Below are 21,550 nucleotides of genomic sequence, written 5' to 3' on the forward strand. Positions count from 1 at the left end.
TTTATTAAATTGGTAGGTATAAAGGAAAAATCAAGATCAACTAGAAATTTTCAAGCCTTCTACTTTTTTATACGTAAATGCCAAACAACTAATAGCCAACTCACTTGTTGGACCATTGCATTCATTTAGCAATGTGAAACTATCCATAGAATCCGAAAAAATTAAACCGCTGTGACTTACTAAGTTATCTGGACTGAGCCTATTCTCAAAGTCTTCTTTGGCTATACAGTTACCAGGTAGCTCGGAACCATCAGCATTTGATGCAAATGAGGAGGTGAGGGATAATTTAAAAAGCTCCCCAATCAACTCATAAGACCCTTCTTTATAAGCCAGCAAGCAGGGTTCATTGAAGTCCGGCCCACTCACAAAGTTCTCAATCAATATCTTGCCAGTTTTGGCGAAGGTCATCACCTCATAATATGTAAACTCCCCTTCGGTAGTTCCAAAATTACAAACATAGGCCCCTTCAAAATAAATAGTTGGATTATCATCTTCTTTAGTACATGAGAAAAGAGTGATTGCCAGTAAACTCAATAGTAGAATATTCCTTTTCATATTTTTTTAAAATCAACAGTTTAATAATACGAAACATTAATGAATTTAACTAGGCCAATAAGAATTTATTCAGCCAAAGAATAAATAATAAAAACACCCCCTTGTATGACTAGTATTTAAGTTTAAAAAAGGATTAATTTCAACCATTTTCAGGCAAATAACACCTAAGTCATCCACCTGATTCAAGACTATGATGGCCATATAAACTATTACATATCAATGAACAATTGCTGTCAAAGAAATTCGATGGGAGTCTTAAAATGCTATTTTAAATGGGAAGCTAATTTTCATGTAAATCAATTTGGCCTTATTTGAAAAGGATATTACAAAGAAAAGTAAGAAGGGCCTGATCTGACACAGTTTTATGTCTATTCCGGGGGGAAGCAAGAAGAGCAGCATTGGAATTAAATTTCTTGACACAAAATGATAGCCATTTACCTTAGGAATGCCTTATGAAGCAGCAAAAGCCGTCCTGCCCTTTCCCGAATCTTAATATTTACAAAACACTAAATACCATGCTTCATTATGTGTCTTTCCATCCTGCCACTTTAGCCGTGTATTTAACAGCACTATAAGGGCTTGGTGGGATGGAAACAAAAGAAATAGGAATGGATGGACCGATATAATCTATTAAAGCTATTGGGGCTAGTTGAATCTGGCTAGATTTTTACTAAAATTGCCGAAGAACCTAGCATGCATCAGAGTATTCATCGGGCTAGTGTCATTATATACGGTGATGGTGGTAGTTATTTCAAGCTTTCACCTAACAATGTTACTTTTTTCAACCACTTTTCTCTAAAATCCAAACTTGAATTTTTTATTGAAGCAATATAGGTTGTTTTTACAGGGCTTATTCCGCAAAATTTTAATGTTCCGTTTTTGAATTGGTTGATTGTTGGGCTTTTCATTATCAGAAAATCATACCATTTTGGCGTATCAGCTGTAATAATTAATCGTGCCGATTTCCCTTTCAATAGTTTTTCAGGAAATGCTTTTCCCTCGATAGGTAGATAAGTAATTGACGGTAAAAATGTTCTGTCTATAAATCCTTTCATTAGAGCTGGATAGCCATACCACCACATTGGGAATACCCATACAATATGGTCTGCCTTTTTAATTTTTTCTATGGCTAAAACTAAATCAGGCTCCAATTCCATTCTTTTCCGATAGCCAAATTGCAGATTAGGATTAAATTCCAACTCCGTAATGTTAATTTGAGAGATTATAGAGTTTGTTTTATTTGCTCCTTCTGTATAAGCTTCCGATAATGCGTAATTAAAGCTCTCTTTGTCAGGATGTCCGTTAATTATTAATACTTGTTTCATATTTGTTCTTTGTTTTGTGCAAAGAACAATACTTCATAGCCTTTTTAAAAGGACATTTGTCTATTTCGTAATCGTCTTTCTTATTCTACTTAAATGTCTTTGGGTAATCCCTAAATAGGAAGACAGAAAATTTAAGGGAATTGATTGTAAATATTCAGGTTGATTTATCAGTAAATCCTTGTATTTTTTTTCTGCGGATTCTTTCTGCAACAAGAAAACTCTTTTTTCCATCTTGATATATTCCTGTTCAGCAATTAATTTGAAAAATCTCAGCCAATTTGTACTTGATTCCTCTAAAATTAAAATTTCTTCCCTTGATATAGTTAATAACTCTATATCTGTTAAAGCTTGAATATTTTCAACTGTTTTTGTTTGAGATAAGAAAGAAGAGTAAGCACTAACAAATGAATTTGAAAAGGTAAAACAATAGGTAACTTCCTCTTCGGATGACGAATAATAGAATGACCTAAACAAACCAGAAACCACAAAAGCAACTTCTTTGGATATTCGATTTTCTTTGATAAAAAAATCACCTTTTTTCAATTTCTTATGCCGAACCTTACTTTCAAAAAGGTCAATTTCATTTTCGGTTAAAATGTCAAATTTTTGTAAGTAGTTCCTCATTTTTTAAATACTGCTAAGGGTCTCGTATAAGAAAAATAGCAGATTTGGATGTGCCATTTTTTAGTTTTTTAATAACCTTTAATTTACTTATTTTCTTTTGCTTAAGTGGGCAAACCATTATTTTTCATATACGTTGTTGTTAGCGGCTATGATTTTCATTCCAATCCACTTTTGTTATTTTATTTCCGTCTATTATCAAAACAGATACTTCTCTATTAAGCCCTATTCCATAATGGTCTAAATTCATTAAAATATAATTCCCATATTGTTTGGTGATTGGGTCGTGTGTATATAAATCACTAAAAAATAAAGGATTTACAATCTCAATTTCGTTGCCATTAATTTCTGCAAGAAAAGTTAAGTCAGCAAGATGAACTATAAATAACTCTTTGCTTTGGTATTTGAAAGATGAGAATATTTGAACTCCATAAAAATCAACCTTTTTCTTGTATGCATTCGATAGGTCAGTATAACCTAAAGCCTCTCCATTTATTGTTTTTCTGATTTCGTTTGGTTTTGCTAAAGTCAATTTTCTTGGGTTAGCTATAGTTTTAATTTCAGTTGAACCACCACCATGTCCCAAATGAGCCAATACATTATATCCATTTTTGTCCTTGATAACTGAATTGGCACAAGTAGATTCGGTAAAAAATGTTTTTGAAGATTTTTTTTCGTAGAAATAAACGGTTCCACCCCATTCTCCATAACAATCTCCATAAACTATGAATTCATCATCTTCAAATAGTTTAGGTTGATTTCTTAAAGGAAAATAGTCTTTATGTTTTATCCATTTATTTCCATTCCATTTATAAATTGAATTACCAGATAATGCTCCTAATTGATTGTCGATAAGCCAATGATATTTAAACTTTTTAGTATTCAGTTTATTCTCAAGTTTTGTATCTCTTTCAATACTGTCAAGTTTAAAACAAGCAAACTTACCATTCTCGAATAGGGAAACCAGTGAATTTTCATAGATAACTGAAAACGATTTGGGGAAATTTTTAACGTAATCTTTATCTTCTTCAGCATCTTCATATTTCTCTGCGAAATATGGATTTTTAACCACAATATGAGTTGTATCGAAATCTATAAAATTTTTGCTGACAGAAACATTGAATTTTCCTTTAAATGGACTTGTATAAAGACTATCGCGTCTAATTGTAATTTCATCCCTAGTTTGTTTTTGAAAATGATCCACGAGCTGCTTTTCAAAATTTAATTGCTTGTTTTGAGCAGAAACCGAAATCGAAAATCCCCAAATTAATAAAAGGTACAAGTGTTTCTTCATCATTGCCGCTAGCGTTTATGTATATGATTATTGGCATCTTTCAAGCACAGAATTTAGTAAATAAAAACCGAATATAAAATCCGAGAGGATTATCGTAAGCACGCTAGAACTAATAATAAACGGTATTGGCAATAATTATTTTTTTATTTTCTGGTGGTACAGTCCAAAATTTTCAAGTTCGTTAATTACAGATTTTAATCCATTTGCGTGTTTAGTCAGTCCATATTCAACTGTCGGTGGAATAGTTGGAAAAACTACTCTTGTTACAAGATAATTGTGTTCCAATTCTTTAAGCCTTGTTGAAAGTATAGTAGGCGAAATTCCGACTATTTCACGTTCCAATTCTTTGAACCTTTTAGGGCTTTTTTGTACCAAAGCGTAGATGATTGGTAATGTCCATTTTTTAGACAATAAGTCAATGGAATAATCAACTGGGCAAATTTTTATATTTTTTTTCATTACGTATATAATTGATAATCAATAAAACTACATACAAATTTACTAACTCACTAAATTATAACTACTTGCAAAAGTGTAGTATGTAGATTTATTTTGCAAACACAAATATGAAAAAAATCAATTTTATTAATATTAATCCTAACAACTGCCAGTTGTGCAGTTAAGAACATAAAGAAAATGGATAGAATTATTTCTGCTGAAGAACTTAAAAGAACACGTGAATTTTTTAATGGATTGGGTGAAATTTATAAACCTGATGATAATGTTCAACAAATTCAAGAAACCATTTCTGGAATAGTATGTTATAATTTCACTCCCCAGAATATTAATAATAATAGAATAATGTTATATGCTCACGGTGGATCCTTTGCTCTTGGCGGAATTGAATCTCACAAAGCAATGATGACACATTTAGCTACAACTACCCAAACTAAAATTATCTTCGTTGAATATGGATTAGCTCCTGAAAACCCTTTTCCAAAAGGTATTAATGATTTCCTTGAAGTTTATAAGGCTCTTGTATCTAAAAATGAAAATAAAAAAATATTTGTTGGTGGAGATAGTGCTGGATGCGGTATTATTCTTTCTTCCATGGCAAAACTACAATACGAGCCAATTCAGTTGCCAAATGGTGTGATTTTTATTTCACCTTGGTTGAATCTTTATTGTAATTCGGAAAGCTACTTGTTAAACAAAGAAAATGATCCAATTATAAAGAAAGAAGAGTTGGTTAAATTTGCCAACTTATATAGAGGAAATATAGATTTAAAAGTCTCAAGTCCATCAAATTTAGTTTTTTTAAGTTTTCCGCCAAATTTAGTTGCGGTTGGGAAAAGTGAAGTTTTATTACAAGACAGTAAAGATTTTAATAAAAAAGTAAAAACTATACAGTCAAAATCTTTTCTAATGGAATTTGAAAATGTCACGCACGTTTGGTCTCTGACCGATATTAATTCAGAACCTACAAAGAGTTTGTTTGCAGAAATATCTAATTTTTTAGATAATGAAACTAACTGAACGTCAAGGCTAATTTTGTTTTAACCTTGCTGTCTAAACCATATTGTCTGTATGAGTTATAGGATGATTTTTTTAGAAAAGGGATGGTTCTATGGATTTCCAAATACTTAGTTGCAGATTAGCCTTTTCACTTTCTGATTTTTTAATAATGGATGGAATCAGTTTAACCTGAGATTATATCCTAACATAAGATAGTAGGGTATCAAAGGACTTGTTTTGAAGTCCTGAGTCGTTACCATGCCAATATTGAATGTTATATCAGACTGGTTAAAGGAATAGCCAATTTGAATACCATACTGGAAATTTCCTCCTGTAAAAGGTTCATACCAACCATCTCTTACATCTGCAAAGATTGTTTCTTTAAAGGTTTCGGAATGGTTAAAATGCGTTACAATGGCTATATCAAACCCAACTTCTCCAGCCACAAACCATTTCGGTTTATAATATCCAAATGTGCCTTTTAACTCACTTCCAAAATTTTGCAGTTTGGCTAATGGATTTTCATATCTACGATAGATTCCATTAAAAGCAATACTTCCCTTTAAGTTAGATTTATTCAAGAGTAAAATCTGGCCTCCAATTTTAGTTTTATAATCATCTAATAGCCTTTCGCCTGAAGGAATTGAAAAATTAGTAGTTAGCATTATTGGTACTTTAGTGTTGAGTTGATAAGCATAACCCAGGTAATATGAAACACTATAATCCCATCCTATTCCAGCTGTCATGATGTGCTTTGTATCCTTCAACTCAATCCAATTGACCGTTTGTGCCATGCCTTTTTGATAAATGAAAAATGGCACAATAAAGGCTATCAATATTCTTATTGCTTTCATTGTTTTTAGTTTAATGAGTTTAAATAATCAAGCACCACAGGATATACCGAATTCCATTTGAAATAAATCATTTCATGCCCTGTATCATCTATCTGTACAATATCTGAATTCGGAAAAAAGGCCGCTTCTATTTGAGCAAAACTCAGTCCATAGGACTTGTTGTTTTCGCCATAAATAAATAGGACATTGGTTTGATATTGATTTAAGTTGGTTGTAAAGTCGAAACCATCATTTTCTGAAATGTCCACAAAGGCTTGTAAAACTGTAGCTCCATTTCTCCAAAAAGGAGAAGGCCCCTCAATTCCCTCGTCATTGCCTTCTGCATAAGAAAAACTTGAAGCTATGCTTAACTTGTAATCCAGAATTTGGTGTTCATTTTCTCGACCAGTCAGAAACTGGTCATAATAAAGAACATCATTCGTTATTTCTGAAAACAGGTTCAGTTTTCGACTTGCTTCTCCATACTCGTCAAGTAGTTGTTTGTTGAATCCCCCTGCCTCAGCGAATATCGCCCCAGTGACTCTATTAGGGTACGCATTGATATATGCTGCTGCAAGCATAGCTCCCCATGAGTGACCAAAAAGGAATATTTTTTGAGTAGGAGAAGTCCTGTAATGTTCAATTACAGCTGTGAGGTCATCTAAGTAGAGTTGGATAGAATAAGTGCTTTTATCATGCCTTTGCGACAAACCAGTCCCACGCTGGTCGTAAAATACTAAGCGATAGCCATCATCTGCTAATTGTCTTGCGTTTAGTCCGTTTTGGTAATCAGCACCTGGACCACCATGTAGAAATATAACTAGTGAGCTATCAGGATTTCCGAAGGCTTCAGCATGAAGGACGGTTCCATTCACTGATATGGAAGGTAACCTGGGGTCTTCTGCCACAGTTTTTGGTACTAGGTTTCCCGATTCAAGAATGTCTATCTCTTCGCAAGAAAAGAGCACGACACATGCCAAACCTAAGGCTGTCAGAGTTTTTAAGTTCATACTTTTCAAGTTTAAAATTCGGTATAAAAGTCAGCGTTTGATTTTTGTCAATCGCCCCAAAATGAAAAGTGGAACTTGTTTGTTAATGTATATTCTCAAAATATAATGCGTATATAATCAATCACTTATGAGAATTGAACCTATATACATGAGAGATGAAACCCTTAATCAAGCATTGCTTTACATTCTTTTAGGTACTCAGATGGGGATTTGCCCATCAGGTTTTTGAAATTCCTATTGAAAGATGTTTTTGAGTTAAACCCGCATTCGTAAGCAAGGGACAGGAGTGTATATTTTTGATAATCGTATTTGGCAATACGATCCTTAAATTCTTCAATTCTCAGTGTATTGACATAATCAAAAAAGTTTTTTTGCTCTACCGTATTGATAACTTGAGAAAGGATATTTGGATGTATTTCAAGTTCTTCCGCAACCATAGTTAAGGTCAGTTCGGGTGTAAGGAATAATTTCTTTTGCTTCATCAGATGTACCAGTTCACCATGGATAGCTTTCAGTTGACTGTCCGTAAGTGCTGACTTTTCATATTTGGTAATTTGCGGTTCAGCAATGCATTGTTCAATAATCTCTTTTGATTCAGTAGTGAGAGAAAGTTCCAAAGCATGTTTATTAGTGAAAATACCTACTTGCTTAATTCCATAATACCCAATAAAAACCACGAACAGGACAACTGATGAAAAAATAATTTTATCATCAGCAAAAAAGACAAGTACCCATATAATTGATAAGCCGAAGACTAACCTGAGGAGCCATTGCAGATTTATTTTTTCAATAGAAGAAAAATTGTCTTTAATCCGCTTTTTATAGATGGCTAAAGCACGCAGTGATAAAACGGAGTAAGTAATGCCAGATAAGATAATACCAACAAAAATGACAGTTGATAAGATTTCAAAACCCTCACCCTCATTTTGGTAAACAAGGATTTTTTCTTCTAGACTAAGCATCAAAAAGGGAATTATCGAGAGAATACCAATCGCAAAAGGTAGAAAATGGAATAATAATTTTGGTCTGTAAAACTGTACTGATGTGAGTGCCAAAATGTAAAGAAAAAGCAAAGGGCCATGCAAAAGAGGGAATGGTATTTCAAGTCCCAATATATATGGAAACTTTAAATATTCGTCGGAAGAGATAATCGAAAACAAAATTAATTGGACCAAAATCACACAAAGCCATACGAAAAGTATCTTATCCGCGATGCTTTTTTCTTTTTTCGTTGATAAAATGATTGCCAAGAAGGACGTAATGATTATTCCGATTATGTATATCATTTTTTTAAGCTCCCCTTTTTAGGTGACGCACTTCGGGTTTGTATAAGAATAGTAGTCGATTTCGTTCTCATTCCTATCAAGATACATGAAAATTGAAGCAAACTACAACCTTCGAATTTACTGCTGAACCGGCTATTGTTTGTATCCATTGTTAGGAAATGTTATTCTTTGTGATTATAAATTATTGATTTTTCAAAATATTTTTTGTCCAATTAATACCAAATTGATAACCCGATTGTGCCTTGTCTTGAACTAAGGGCTGAAATACATATAAACCAATTTGATTAGTATTGTTAATTCTATATTTAGGAGAAAATGTAATGCCGTAATTAAAAAATATTTCCTGGTTTGAATATTCACGTTCAAATCCTATTTTTTCATTGACTATCGTTCCCTTTGTTATAGCAATGCTCAGGCCAATGGGTATTTCAAGATTAAACTGAAACTTTTTAAAATTTAAGGAATATCCTGCAACTAAGTTTGGTAATATTCGCATATCAACATCATTTTTAAGATAAGCTTCACTAGTTGACTCCCCTTTGAAGTCAAAATAACTGGTTAGAGAAGCTCCTAAAGTGAAATAGTGTCTTTTTTGTGACAAAGGCACTGTAAATTTACCATAACCACCATAATAAACAGATTCAATACCTGCAACAGTAAATCCTATTTCCATTGAATTAGAATTTTGAATTTCTTTTTGTGCATACACATTAGTCAATACTAATGTGCATAATCCTAAAAATATACCGTATGTTTTAATTGGTAAAAACATAATTTAATCCATTTTTAAACCCAATTGTAGCGGTACCCGAGTGACCATGTTTTTCTATAAATTCCATATCCATTAGAAGATGAGAATATGACCTGTTTTTTAATCTATCCTTCAATTCATCAAATGAGCCCAGGTTAATGCCACCTTCCAACGTTCCCATTCCTGAATAGTATTTTACATCTAAGTCAGAATGATTTAGAGAATAATTCTCTTCATATTCAAAAATAACTCCTGAATCAAACCAAAAGGAACAACCAACAGAAATGAATTTATTGAAAGGATTGTCAATTCTGTTTTGAAACATCACATAATTGGTAAAAAGCCCTCCAAAGGAATTTCCAATTAAGGTTTTTGTGTTTAATGTTTCTATACTGTATCTGGACTCAAGCTCTGGTATTAGTTCGTCTTTTAAAAAATCATAAAAATTTTCTGCCCCTCCTTCTCCATGTTCATATTTTGTAGGCGTATAGTCCCGATTTCTTTCTTCTGAATTTCCAACAGCTACAAAAATACAGGGAGGAATACTTCCATTCTGTGATTTTTCAGAAATAATATTTGCTATATCGTCAAACCTAAACTCACCATCAAGCCCTATTATTAGTTCATTAGGCTTGTAGGGATCATAATTCGAGGGTAAAAAAACAAAAATTGGATAATCATCATTTATAATTAATGATTTCATTGTAAATTCTTCTGTTTTACCTGAAATATCTAATTCTTCTTTCTCACAGCTAAAAAGTAAAAAAGAATAAATTATTATTAAATAAAATACTCTCATTTCGTTTAATTTAAGTTATTAATTTTCTCTAACGTATTTAAACATGATTATTGGCGTGATTAAGCACCTAACTTGGCAAGTAATCATCAAACTGAAAATCCGCAAGGATTTTCAGATGTAGGCAAGAACAAGCATTAAATTATATACGGTGCATTTATATTTTTTAAGCTGAACGCCTACGTTTAGTATAAGAATAATAGCGAATTTAAAAATGCTAACCTTCTGCTCTAGAACCGATTGTAAATATAAAAAAGCGACTTTGATTAAGCACCAAAGCCGCTATTATTTTTATACATTGTTACCTGCTGCCATTTTTTTCAAAAGTTTCTTTATGTTATTTTGTTAAATGTGGTTTTTGTCAGTTCGAGGCTACCATTCCACAGGCTTTTTTGAAAAATCTTGTTATAAGAATCAACAGAGGTTTTAACAACTTTCCCATCCGAGAAATAAATTCCCATCAAGTCTTTGTACTCTTCAGAATAAGCAAGTTTTGCTAAATTTCTTCCTGCTTGCGCTGGCGTATGTATATTGCTTTTTAATAAGGTCAAAACAGGGAATACGTTTTTCCATAAAAATCGCATAACAGGTGAATAAGTTTTGGCAAGTCCTGTTCCTGGTGTCATTCCTGGGTCATAGGCATTTACCCTAATGTTTGTTTTTTTTAATTGCTCTTGTAATTCATAAGTGGTCATTATATTACACAATTTTGAAGTAGAATACCTTCTTTGTCCAACTATGTTGGGTTTTTCGGAAGTTTCTTTTGAGAAAGCAAGCTCTTGAACACTGGTATAAATTGGTGGTTCTATTGGTGTTTTAAGTGCTGGGTCGTGTGTTTCGCTAGATGTGAATATTATATGACCTTCATCTTTCAATAAGGGTAGCAAATGCATAGTCAAGGCAAAGGAACCGAGATGATTTACACCAAATGTTTGCTCAAATCCATCTGCCGTATATTGTGTTTCGCCGATATTCTGTACTCCTGCATTATTTATCAAGATAGAAATGGAATTGTTTTTTTCTTTGGCAAATGATTCAGAGAACTTTCTTATAGATTCTAAAGAAGCCAAATCCAGTTCCAAGCATTTTAGGTTTTTATGACCTGTCTTGTCTTTTATTTTTTCTATTATGTCTTTTCCTGCTTCAATATTTCTGGCAGGAATGATAATTTGTTCGTTTTTGGCAAATTGAGCCATATTTAAAGCACACTCAAAGCCAATTCCACTGGTTGCTCCTGTAATAATTATTGAATCCATATTTTTTTGTTTTTTATTAAATGATGAAGCAAAGCTCAGCACTTCAAAAGCAAAAATATTTGCCATTTGGCAAATAATGAATTCAGATGCTTTTTCGAATCCTACTTAACGATGATTGAGTGATTCCTAAATAAGAAGCGAGATAGGAAAGCGGAATTCTGTTGGCTAAATTCGGGAATTTTTCAAGAAATTTTAGATACCTTGTTGTAGCATCTTCGGCTAACATTGGACTTAGTTTATTTACCTTTTCAATCAATGCTTTTTCGGTTATTTTATTGATAATGCCGTCCCACTGAATGATAGTAGCTGATAAATCGTTGAGTGATTCTGTAGAAAATACAAGTAGTGAACAATCTATTACAGCCTGAACATATTCGGAAGAGGGGATTTTTTGATTGAAGCTTTTTATGTCTACTGCAAAATTGTTTTCATCAATAAAGTATTTAGTGATTTCATCACCTTTGCTGTTATAGTAACATACCCGGAAAATACCTTCTTTAATAAATGCTACTTGTTTTGGTATTTTTCCTGCTTCCGAAAAATATTCGCCTTTTTTTAACTCCAATACCTGTGCTTTTCTTTGTATCAAGTCAATTTGCTGTTGATTTAGCTGCCCAAATTCCAACAGATAGTTTATTAATTTGTCCATAGTCACAAAGGTTGTCATTGCATTTTATTCGGAATTTGTCAAATGGCAAAAAGCTAAATTGATTTTCGTATTATGTCATTTGTACGGTTTTTCTGGTTGCAGGTAACGGTATATATAAGTGAAATGCGGGAATTCATGGCACTTAACTTTCCATTTGCTGCTATGTTTGTTTATATTCCATTCATTTAAATGTGGCACTTTTCTCCGCATTACGTTTATACCATTTTGTGGCTAGTTTTTCTTTTTTATAATTTTCACAATTCGATTTATTATGATTTCCGACAAATTCCACTCATAACCTTCAAAATCCGTCGTGTTGATAAACTGAACAACAATTGCATCTATATCTTTATGGTATTCTGCCAAGCTTTGGTAACCAACCACTAAACCTCCGTGATTATATTCGTAAGGATATATTTCCTGTTCACCCTCTTCAAATACAGACCCATCATTCAAGGCTCTTAGGAATGTTCCTACATCCTCTGCGGTTGCTAACATTCCATATTCTCGGGCTTTAAAATCTTCTTCAATTCCTACATAATATCCGCTCATCACATCTTCCAAATCCACTTCTGTTATTGAAAAGTAGGTGTTTTTCAATTCTAGAGGAATTAATATTTTTTCTTTGATATAATCATTATGATTGTATCCTAAAACCTTATCCAAAACTCTTCGAAGCAACAAATAATTCGTGTTAGAATATTCATATCCTTTGTCTGGTTTAAAGCTAGCAGGTAAGTCTAAAGCAAAATCTAAGGCATTTTTGCCATTTTCTTCCTCGTTTTTCCAAAACGCTGGATTATCTGTGAAATTTGGAATACCGGAACGGTGCTGAATCATCATTTTCAATGTGATTTTATCGGCATTTTCTATTCTTCCTTTTAGTTCGGGAAGATAATAGGATAATGATTTATCAAAAGACAATCGCTTCTCTTTGACCAATTTAGTAGCTGCTACAGCTGTATATAACTTACTAATACTAGCAATTTTGAATAATGATTTTGGGTCGGCTGGTATTTTCATTTCTCTATCTTTCCAACCGCCTTTGTAAAATGCGGGTGGTTTTCCAGCTTGGTCTACGTAAACAATCATACCATCAAAACCATAACCTATTGCTTCATCTACTTGCTTCTGAACGGTATCTGGCAGCGGTAAAATCCAAGCTTTTACCAATACCCAAGGCACGAAAAACAATGAAACTGCGGTCCCAACAAACAATAATACTCTTACAATCCATTTGGCTCTTTTGTTTTTTATCATATTTACTTTTCGGTTTTCTCTTTTTGAAATTGGCGTTAGAAGTAGCCAATTCTTATAGTATCATTTCTCAAATTAGCCACAACGTTTAGTATATGGCAAGTAGGGCAGTTGAAAGCGATGAACTTTCAGGTTTGCACTGAGCCAAACCGTTGTATTTTGTTTTTAATTTATTCATTTTAAAAGCCAAATCAACGATTTGGCGGTGTTTGTATACAGCACTGATCTTTCGTAAACCACCGAACGCCCTATTTGCTATATACAGTTTTAGCTATATACCTTATTTGTTCTTTATTTCTCCAAAACCAAAGACAGAAGCTAAATATTCGTTTTCTTTTAGAATCTTATCCGACTTTCGGACACTATAATAACCATACCCAAGCCCCATCAACACAATCACCTTCCATAATATTCCTGTCCATAAGTAAAGCGGATTAATGACTAGGAGAATTAGATAATATAATACAGTCAAGCTTAGTGGAAGAAAAAGGGCAATTTTTGGTTTTTAAAAGTCAGGAAACAAAATCCAACAAACATTAGTCCTAAGACAATACTAAATATCAGAGTGACCACTGATGGTGTACTCATAAGTGATGTAAACGGAACAATGATATAAAATACACCTAATATGAAAAGTATTATTCTTGATTTTTCCAATCACTCTATAGATTCTTCTACATCGCTTTTTTGAATTACTTGTTTAGCAACAAATGATGCTTGTTCTTTATCAGTTCCTTTTAATGGGTATTTACAGACGTTGCATACTGCTATATCATCATTAATCTCTGTTTTACAAATTTTGCATTCTGTCAAATTCATTTGGGCTTTGGCTTATAGAAAACTATTTGGCTATGCGCAGTGTCCCGAAGGGCATTGCGTATAGCCTTTTTTAGGTGCTGACATTTATTTTTTCTTTATTGGTATCCAGATTTCTTCTTCGGATTCTGGGTCATTATTTTTATATCTTTCACCTAAAATTTCAAAATGTGGTCTATTGTCCAATTCGAAATCCGACTTAGGCAACCAAGTTCCTAAAATGTACTGAAATATTGAATGGTCTGTATTCAATCCTTTGTATTCAAAGACTGCATAAAGTCCGCCTTGTAAATCGAAAGTTTCCATTTCGGGCGGCACCTTATTGTAATTCTCCACCTCAACAGTTGCCCATCGTTCAAATTCATTTGTTGATTTAAAGTCTGTAAAATGAGTTGGTTCGTACACAACCAAAGAAATCAAATCGTTATTCAGATTATTTGTGATTTCTTTCCGCTTCGGGCCAAATCTTCTCCAAAGTTCGCCAATCTTATAGTCAGCAAAGCTCATGTTTAATCGTTGACCGATTAACTTCTTGTCATCTATTATTTCAATTTTTGGTTGCATTCTCTTCCTTTTGATTTTTCAGCTTAGCCATACCTGTTTATAATATGAAACGGTTGAGTTTTCGGGCTGCATTCTTGCCACTTACAAGAATATTGAAGCAAGAGCCAAACACTCACAAATCACTAAAAACCAATTGTTTTATATTGTGTGTTAGAGGCTGGGCTTTATTAAATATCAGGTTTAAATCTATCAAATGATTTCCAATATTTGTCTTTGTAAATATCATAATCAATATTTAGTCTATTTCTGTAATCCAATTGATTTTTAGTTAAAACTTTTGATGGTAATCTGAAATCTTTACAGGCAAAATATATTTCTCTGGAACCATCAGCGGTCTGTCTACCAATACTTAAATAACCTTCTGAATCTTTAAGTTCAAGCATTATATTGTCCTCAAAAATATTCATTAATTCATAAGTCTCTTTATCAGGCATTCCATTCTCATTGCCTTTATATTTAATCTCAATTGTCAAAATCCATGGGTGTGATGCTTTACTATCCCAATCAAGTAAGGTAGAGTTTACAATTGCCAATAAAGGCTTTCCATTATTTAAAGTTGCTTCTAGAGAGTTATAACTATCATTTTCGGTGTTATACCTTGTTCCTTCATATTTTTCTATAAATTCTTTCTGTCTCCAGTTAAGATAATCCTTTAATTTTTCAATTGGAATCAACTCTTTTTCTGCCTCAACTTGTCCAATAACCTTCATATTATCGATAGTTGTGACAGAGTTTAACTCTCCTAAATAATTATCCATGAAGATATATACCCCGTTTGTTATTGGTTCTTTTAAATCTTCTGTGTAATCTGCATAAGTAATGGTAATATCTATTTCATCAGGAAGTCCAGAATTATCATTAGAATAAAATGATAAATTCTCCTGGCTAAATTTCAAATCGCCCATACTGATATTAACATCTTTTATATCGAGTGCTGGTTTTAATGCTGAAAATTTCCAATTATCAATCTTGGGTGCAGAGTTAACCAAATCCTCAACAAATACAATGTTTTTGTAAACCCCATCGGCAGTTAAAATTAATTCCGCAGTATTATTGTCGCACATACCGGCTAAAAACCAATATCCGTCTCTAAGTTGATTTAGTTTTGATGACAATTTATTAAAGAAATCACGTTCAATATTTCCTTGATTCTTTATGACTTTTAAGAAATTCTTTTCATTATTCTGAAACCAAATCCAAAAGTCTTCATTGGATTTTATCGGTGTATCCTTTGCTCCTAATAAGTTTCTAAATATTCCCATTCAATTAATTTTTTTATGTTCAGTTACAAAATCATCAATTTTTGGATTAATGTCAGTCGGTTTTAATAATACTTTTAGGAATTGTATTGAGTAATCAAAGTCTATGAATAAATATCTATGAATAAATAATCGTAAGCGTATGGTCTTTCTTGTAATTTTTTAAAATGGTCTTTTATTTCGGTTAGTTGATTCTATTACCTATTTACAAACCAATTTATCCAAAAAATAATGTGAGTCCTCATTTTTTTCTTTGTAGGTAATACAGCCATTTTCGTAACTAATCACATCGACACCAAAGTCCTTTAATACCTTTAGCATTGATTAACAAATATTTCATAATCTGACTGACTAATCAGATTTTTATAGTTATCAGGTACTTGTATTTACTTTTTCCTTAAAAATTTTAGCCTCAATCTTTATGTTTGAGGGGTCTATTAACATTCCTGGTAACGGCCGTGGCTATGGCAAGTGCGGGATTTTGAAACCGAATCTTTGTCCGCCATACCGAATGTTATTTAGTTGTATTATCTTCATGTTTAAGCAGTCAGCCCGAATTTGCTATAGCCCATGTTGGGGCATCGTGTTTTTCTGTTCTGTTGTAGTCAATAGGTTCAGTTACAATTCAAATTTAAAGTCTTGATTGTAAGCTGTTTTAACTGCTTTTCCACGTTGTATAGATGGTTCCCATTTTTCCATTAAACGAATTACCCTTATAGCTTCATTATCAAGCAGCGGGTGAACACTTTTTGTCACTTCGATTTCACCAACCGTTCCGTCGACCTGAACCACATACTTAATTGTGACAATCCCTTCAATTTTCTTTTTGACTGCTTTTTCGGGATATTTCAAGTTGTCGGTAATTAGTTCAGTTATTCCTTTTTCTCCATTTGGATACTTTGCCCAACTCTCCACTAGAGAAAATCCGCCTTGATTTTTTACTGCTACTACTTCTTCATAGTTTTTGTCAACATCCAAGTCATTGGAAGTTTGGTTTTGAGCGTAGGACCATGATGAAATGAGCATGGCAATAATTAAAATCAGCGTACTTTTCATAATTCGTTTTTTGATTTCTATTTGATTTGAATTCAACTTAAATTTTTCGGTTTCTTTTTTTTGGATTGTACCCCAACGTGATTGTATATGATATTTTGCGTGTTTAAGCATCTAATTTAGTAAATACATACCAAATAGAAAATTCGCGAGGATCGTAAGTAGTCGAGAACTAGCCATTAATTAAACACGGTGTTGTAAAACGTTTTTTTATTAAGTTTAAAATCGATAGCCAATTCTCAAATGTAAATTCACAGCTGCTTCTCCTTCATTTTCCAAATAACCAGCACTTTCCGCAAAATAATATCTGTAGCCAATTCCAATTCCAGTTTCGTAAGTAAAATGATTTCCGATATTTCTTTTTATTCCCCAAGTTGGAATTATTGAAATTTGATTAACGACTCTTAAATTGTCATAATTTGAAATTACAAACCAGTCAGGATAATAACTTGTTTTTAAAGAAACAAAATTCCCACTATTTCCAGCAATATTTCTCGATTTAGAAACTCGTTTATTTAAATTATAATACCATCTTGGTTCTAAAGTAATAACAGGTGTCATTAAAAAACCAACTCCATCGTAGAAACTTCCACCAAAAATTTCGCTATCAAGTCCCAATTCACTTCGTAATACTATTTGTTCGGATAATTTTGCTTCGTTATGAAACCAAACTCCTAATATTCCAGTTTGAATTCCGTATGTAGATTCTTCTACACTTGCGTTTTGAGATTTAGCAATAAAAGTCAATCCACATAAAACAATCGTTAAAATGGTTTTTTTCATTTTGTTTAATTTTTGTTCTAAAATTTAATTTTTCGTCAATTGTTTTACAACGGTCTTGTATATGAAAAGTAGGTGACTGCGTGGCACTTTCCTGGCAAGTTGCATGAAAGTGGATGCGGGCTATGAACCTTTAATTTACAACTATCTCGGCTATTATTTTTATACCTTGTTGGCCACAATATTTTTTATTCCACTTTGATTTGTAATTCAGTCCAATTTAGTTTTTTGGTATTTATTTCATTTAAATTAATTCCAGTGTCGCTTAAAAACTTGTCAAAATCCGGAATTTCTTTATTATTACTAGCTTTTAATTCGTCAAATGGAATGCTTAAAATGAATTTCTGATTTTTTTCCGATATTCCGAAAACATCGTCATTAGTTGCTATTTTTTCTCGTAAATCATAATCGTTGTAAATAAGATATGTTGATTCTCCGCTTTTGTCAATTGATATTCCGATTGAGTAATCAGCATAATTTTGGTCTTCTGGTGGTGTTCCTAAAAACCAATAAACAAGGTTGTGATAATTATAAGCAGTTAATAATTCATTTTCAGGTAATTTTATTAAAGTCCAAGAACCAAAATCCGTTTTATTAATTGTCAATTTTATAGGTTCTCCTGCTCCAAATATTTCCGCCCATTCTTGAATTTTTGGTTGTATATCTTTTAAACCTTTTCCTTTAACTAAAACAAAGCGATAGTATGTTGCCTTTTCAGTCGTTTCTTTAGAGAATTCAGTCATTTTATTTTCAGATTTGGTTTGATATTTACACGAAAAACTCGTTAAAATCAGAAGCGTTATTAATATTCTCGGAGTTTTTTTCAAATTACAGGTAACGGTTTGCATATGACTTGTGGCGGTTTCGAAGCACTTTCCTGTCCACCGAAACTAAAGCTTGTTACGAAGCGAAAATCTTGCTGATAGCCGTTCACTCGCCATAAGCCATATGCCGAGTTGTGGTGCGTTTTTTATTCTTTTTCATCTCTAACGGCTTCTCTCGCTTTCTTTACAATTTCTTGATAGTCCACTTGAAATGGTTCACTTAATTTATTTTCTAAAATACATTCTACGTCCCAAAGAACTCTTTGCTCTGATTGGTCTTCAAATCTGCTTAAGTCATCACGCTCATTAAATCTACTGAGAAATTCAAAAAGGACAATTGCTTCTTATTTAGTTAATTCAATATAAACATTTTCATCAGACATTCTCTAATCTAGTTTCAAGGTCGTTAAAGTACAGAATGAAAATCAAGAAGTTTCCTAATTCAGAATTACTCATACTTTTCTTTTTCAAGAAGTCAAATGGAAGCCTACAATTTTACCCAAAAGCTTTACAAGGATATGGCATTACGGTGTTTTGAGCAGTAGCTGGAAGAAAGAAAAGCTGCCACAGCGGACTGTAATCCTATGCCCAAAAACGAAAAACGCTGCTTAAAACACCCAAAGAAAACCAACAACAAATGGTTAGGCTACAAAATGAGACTGCTAAGTCAGCCCAATATTCATAATTCTTCCAAACACTTCTTAAAATAAACCCTTCCCAAAATCGGATTCCCCATAAGGATCCCCGGATTCGTCAACACTGCATTCATTTCTTGCCTATCGGCGAAACGAATACTTAGTTATTGGCAACAGTTTTATTTTTTTCGTTCCATTCTTCAATTAACTTAAATGTTAACTTATTCTTTACAATATCTAAATGTTTTACATTTTCCATAATTTCTACTTCAGTAAATTTTTTAGATGGTTTAAAAACTATTGGGAATTTTTCTGGATAAAAGCTTTCGTCTTTTTTACCAACTAAAACTAGACAAGGTATTTCTATATTCTTTATTTCTTGTTCATAGTTTTTAGAATCAAAATTCATAACCATATTATAAGAGTATGAAGGAACTTGTAGGCTGTCATTAATATTTTTAGGGCGATTAAAAAACAAAACAGGTAACGTGTTTAATTTTTTTATTCCTAGGTTATTGAGCATCGAAAGTCCTATGATTCTTTTTAAGGCTACTATCACCCATCCACCGCTATTTGGTTTTACTGTTGGAGCTTTATATCCTAAATAAGGTGCTATCAATATAGCTTTATCTACTTTACGATTATTTGGGTTACCAATATATCTCAAAATGAATCCACCGCCTGATGAATGACCAGCTAAAATAATTTTATTAGCATAAAGTTTTTTATTGCTAAAGTGGATTAAGTCTTCGATATCGTTTTCAAGCTGTCCAATAAAATCAATATCACCTCGTTTACCTTTATTTCTACCATGTCCCCTTACATCGGGAGTTATTACTGTAGCAATATTTCTACTTGCAATTTCATTCGCAATTTCTGATAAATACCTACTTTCTGACCCTGACCCATGAATAAGAATCATAACATCATTACTTTTACTTTTATAAATACGACTAAAAATCTCTTGACCATCTCTCATTTTCAGCCATTGTTCAGTACCTGAATTTATTTCTGAATGTTTTTTAACAGAGCTAAAATCATAATTCTCAATATTTTTTTCAAGTTTAATAGGCCAGTAAATAAGAGTAAAACATATTGAAGCATAAATACCAACAGTTATCAAAAAGGTCTTTATACCCCATTTTAAAATCTTGTTTTTCATAGTTTTCTAAATAATTAATTTATCAGTAAAAGTCAAATTTAAAATGAATTAAAGAAAAAAATAAATTTTGAATTGTTGATTTTTAACCTTGAGCTGTCAAATTGTTGCCAACGGCCGTGGCTATGGCAAGTGCGGGATTTTGAAACCGAATCTTTGTCCTCAAGACTGAATGTCCTTTAGATGTAATATCTTCATTTTTAAGCAGTCAACCCACATTTGCTATAGCCGATGTTAGCGGTTCGGGCTTTTTCTTTTTCGTTTCAATTGTCAGTCTATGAATTCTTTTTTGTTTTTTCTTATAAAGTCAACCTGAATTTGTTGCAAGTTTTCTGTCTTATAAAGTTCATAAAACTCCGTGTCAAAGTCGTTTAATGGATTTTCGTCATAGGATTTACTAAACCCTTCGAGTGTTCCATCTTGGTGCTTGGTGATTTTTTCATATTCACTTTCAAACGTCTTATTTGCTTTTTCCGTCAGATTGGCAAATTTGGATGCTCCAACAAGTTTTAATGCTTCGGGAAGATGTTTGTAAAATTGTCCGTCTGGATTGAGGTAGAATTGATTGTAACCGCCATTATTGACTTCTGCTTCCAATACCCAAATCATATAAATTGATTTTCTTGATTTGTTCCAAGACATTACCGTCTCATATTCCTTTTCATAGTCAGTTGGTTGCTTCTCGGAAAGATTGTCAAAAATAACTTGTAGTAAATTTTCGTCCGAAGTTGAGTCAATAATCTGTTCTGTCAATTCCTTGTAAATAGGTCTGTTCTTAAAAGCTTCAACTGAACTGGCGAGTATTTCTTCCATTTCTGGCGTTAATTTTCCGTGATCATTTTTTGACTTTCCTGAAGAGCCAAAGAAGTTTAGAATAGTTGATATTATTCCCATCGCTATTAATATCCTTGTCAGTTATGTTGTCTTTTTGTAGCCTTCCCTATTCTAGGACACTTTAAAATTCGACAAATAATTATTATTTAAATTAGATTTGATGAAGAATTTAAATTCTTCATCAAATCTGGGTGGATATAACGGAGCATGCTGACCCCTCCAATCCGGAATGTTTTCAAGAAGTGAAAGTGCCTTTACAGGCAGGATTCGACTGACATTCCGGCGTATGNTGACCCCTTTACGATAGATTTTCGGTGATATTCCGGAGCATGTTGACCCCCTAAGGTTGAGATTCCGGAGAATATTGACCTCTCTGATTGATGGTTTTGGTTTTTTAGCGAACATTTTCGATAACCGCTAACAATAATCCAATGGCTGGAAAACCTAAACCTATGAGTCAGATAAAACAAATGATCATACTTAACAGGCAGGGAAAGGGAGTCAAGACAATCGCCCGTATGCTGGATATCAGTAAGAA

General features: G+C 32.8%; 22 protein-coding genes. 1 reads left to right on the top strand and 21 read right to left on the bottom strand.

Annotated elements, in window-relative coordinates; all coding sequences use genetic code 11:
• Positions 1 to 36 precede the first annotated feature (36 nt).
• The 5 genes from B050_RS0121125 to B050_RS0121145 all read right to left on the bottom strand — a co-directional run bounded on the left by B050_RS0121125 (position 37) and on the right by B050_RS0121145 (position 4,254).
• Entirely contained in the window at positions 37 to 555 is a 519-nt protein-coding gene (locus tag B050_RS0121125; protein WP_018475957.1) for a hypothetical protein, read from the bottom strand.
• Positions 556 to 1,301: 746 nt separating this feature from the next.
• Positions 1,302 to 1,880 (bottom strand): NAD(P)H-dependent oxidoreductase, encoded by a 579-nt coding sequence (locus B050_RS0121130; RefSeq protein ID WP_018475958.1) that lies wholly within the window; start codon positions 1,878 to 1,880, stop codon positions 1,302 to 1,304.
• A 60-nt stretch (positions 1,881 to 1,940) separates the two neighbouring features.
• On the bottom strand, positions 1,941 to 2,504 hold the full coding sequence (locus B050_RS0121135) for a Crp/Fnr family transcriptional regulator (protein ID WP_018475959.1): 564 nt from the start codon (positions 2,502 to 2,504) through the stop codon (positions 1,941 to 1,943).
• A gap of 139 nt (positions 2,505 to 2,643) precedes the next feature.
• Positions 2,644 to 3,798: a hypothetical protein gene (locus B050_RS0121140; RefSeq protein ID WP_018475960.1), complete on the bottom strand. Its 1,155-nt coding sequence runs from the start codon at positions 3,796 to 3,798 to the stop codon at positions 2,644 to 2,646.
• A gap of 132 nt (positions 3,799 to 3,930) precedes the next feature.
• The gene (locus tag B050_RS0121145; RefSeq protein WP_018475961.1) at positions 3,931 to 4,254 is read right to left on the bottom strand and encodes a winged helix-turn-helix transcriptional regulator; all 324 of its coding nucleotides are present in this window, start codon (positions 4,252 to 4,254) and stop codon (positions 3,931 to 3,933) included.
• Positions 4,255 to 4,431: 177 nt separating this feature from the next.
• On the opposite strand from B050_RS0121145, the gene B050_RS0121150 reads away from it, so the two are divergent.
• Complete coding sequence (locus B050_RS0121150; protein WP_018475962.1) at positions 4,432 to 5,271, top strand: alpha/beta hydrolase fold domain-containing protein; 840 nt, start codon at positions 4,432 to 4,434, stop codon at positions 5,269 to 5,271.
• A gap of 158 nt (positions 5,272 to 5,429) precedes the next feature.
• Here B050_RS0121150 and B050_RS0121155 read toward each other — a convergent pair whose 3' ends face one another.
• The 16 genes from B050_RS0121155 to B050_RS0121235 form a co-directional block, all read right to left on the bottom strand.
• Positions 5,430 to 6,104, bottom strand: coding sequence for a hypothetical protein (locus B050_RS0121155; RefSeq protein ID WP_018475963.1), 675 nt, complete (start codon positions 6,102 to 6,104; stop codon positions 5,430 to 5,432).
• Positions 6,105 to 6,109: 5 nt separating this feature from the next.
• Entirely contained in the window at positions 6,110 to 7,093 is a 984-nt protein-coding gene (locus tag B050_RS0121160; protein ID WP_018475964.1) for an alpha/beta fold hydrolase, read from the bottom strand.
• 164 nt (positions 7,094 to 7,257) lie between these two features.
• Positions 7,258 to 8,343 (bottom strand): helix-turn-helix domain-containing protein, encoded by a 1,086-nt coding sequence (locus B050_RS0121165; protein ID WP_205745013.1) that lies wholly within the window; start codon positions 8,341 to 8,343, stop codon positions 7,258 to 7,260.
• Positions 8,344 to 8,560: 217 nt separating this feature from the next.
• Entirely contained in the window at positions 8,561 to 9,151 is a 591-nt protein-coding gene (locus B050_RS0121170; protein WP_018475966.1) for a hypothetical protein, read from the bottom strand.
• Positions 9,135 to 9,929, bottom strand: coding sequence for an alpha/beta hydrolase (locus B050_RS0121175; protein WP_018475967.1), 795 nt, complete (start codon positions 9,927 to 9,929; stop codon positions 9,135 to 9,137). Before B050_RS0121175 ends, B050_RS0121170 begins: the two co-directional genes overlap by 17 nt.
• Before the next feature lie 329 nt (positions 9,930 to 10,258).
• Positions 10,259 to 11,248: an SDR family NAD(P)-dependent oxidoreductase gene (locus B050_RS0121180; protein ID WP_018475968.1), complete on the bottom strand. Its 990-nt coding sequence runs from the start codon at positions 11,246 to 11,248 to the stop codon at positions 10,259 to 10,261.
• Positions 11,249 to 11,264: 16 nt separating this feature from the next.
• On the bottom strand, positions 11,265 to 11,831 hold the full coding sequence (locus B050_RS0121185; RefSeq protein ID WP_026236074.1) for a Crp/Fnr family transcriptional regulator: 567 nt from the start codon (positions 11,829 to 11,831) through the stop codon (positions 11,265 to 11,267).
• Positions 11,832 to 12,062: 231 nt separating this feature from the next.
• Positions 12,063 to 13,091, bottom strand: a complete 1,029-nt coding sequence (locus B050_RS0121190) for a serine hydrolase domain-containing protein (RefSeq protein WP_018475970.1) — start codon at positions 13,089 to 13,091, stop codon at positions 12,063 to 12,065.
• Positions 13,092 to 13,745: 654 nt separating this feature from the next.
• A complete protein-coding gene (locus B050_RS23530; RefSeq protein ID WP_018475972.1) occupies positions 13,746 to 13,907 on the bottom strand; it encodes a hypothetical protein in 162 nt (53 codons plus the stop codon).
• Positions 13,908 to 13,991: 84 nt separating this feature from the next.
• Positions 13,992 to 14,468, bottom strand: coding sequence for a GyrI-like domain-containing protein (locus B050_RS0121200; RefSeq protein WP_018475973.1), 477 nt, complete (start codon positions 14,466 to 14,468; stop codon positions 13,992 to 13,994).
• Between the two features lie 167 nt (positions 14,469 to 14,635).
• Positions 14,636 to 15,730 carry a DUF695 domain-containing protein gene (locus B050_RS0121205; RefSeq protein ID WP_018475974.1) on the bottom strand — a complete coding sequence of 365 codons (1,095 nt, stop codon included), beginning with the start codon at positions 15,728 to 15,730 and terminating at the stop codon, positions 14,636 to 14,638.
• A 615-nt stretch (positions 15,731 to 16,345) separates the two neighbouring features.
• Positions 16,346 to 16,894, bottom strand: coding sequence for an energy transducer TonB (locus tag B050_RS22770; protein ID WP_018475976.1), 549 nt, complete (start codon positions 16,892 to 16,894; stop codon positions 16,346 to 16,348).
• A gap of 105 nt (positions 16,895 to 16,999) precedes the next feature.
• Positions 17,000 to 17,563: a hypothetical protein gene (locus B050_RS0121220; protein ID WP_018475977.1), complete on the bottom strand. Its 564-nt coding sequence runs from the start codon at positions 17,561 to 17,563 to the stop codon at positions 17,000 to 17,002.
• A gap of 185 nt (positions 17,564 to 17,748) precedes the next feature.
• Positions 17,749 to 18,303 (bottom strand): hypothetical protein, encoded by a 555-nt coding sequence (locus B050_RS0121225; protein WP_018475978.1) that lies wholly within the window; start codon positions 18,301 to 18,303, stop codon positions 17,749 to 17,751.
• 876 nt (positions 18,304 to 19,179) lie between these two features.
• Positions 19,180 to 20,181: an alpha/beta hydrolase gene (locus B050_RS0121230; protein WP_018475979.1), complete on the bottom strand. Its 1,002-nt coding sequence runs from the start codon at positions 20,179 to 20,181 to the stop codon at positions 19,180 to 19,182.
• Between the two features lie 267 nt (positions 20,182 to 20,448).
• On the bottom strand, positions 20,449 to 21,072 hold the full coding sequence (locus B050_RS0121235) for a DMP19 family protein (protein ID WP_018475980.1): 624 nt from the start codon (positions 21,070 to 21,072) through the stop codon (positions 20,449 to 20,451).
• Positions 21,073 to 21,550: the final 478 nt, after the last annotated feature.

The organism is Echinicola pacifica DSM 19836 (assembly GCF_000373245.1).
In the GTDB taxonomy this organism is placed as follows: Bacteria; Bacteroidota; Bacteroidia; order Cytophagales; family Cyclobacteriaceae; genus Echinicola; species Echinicola pacifica.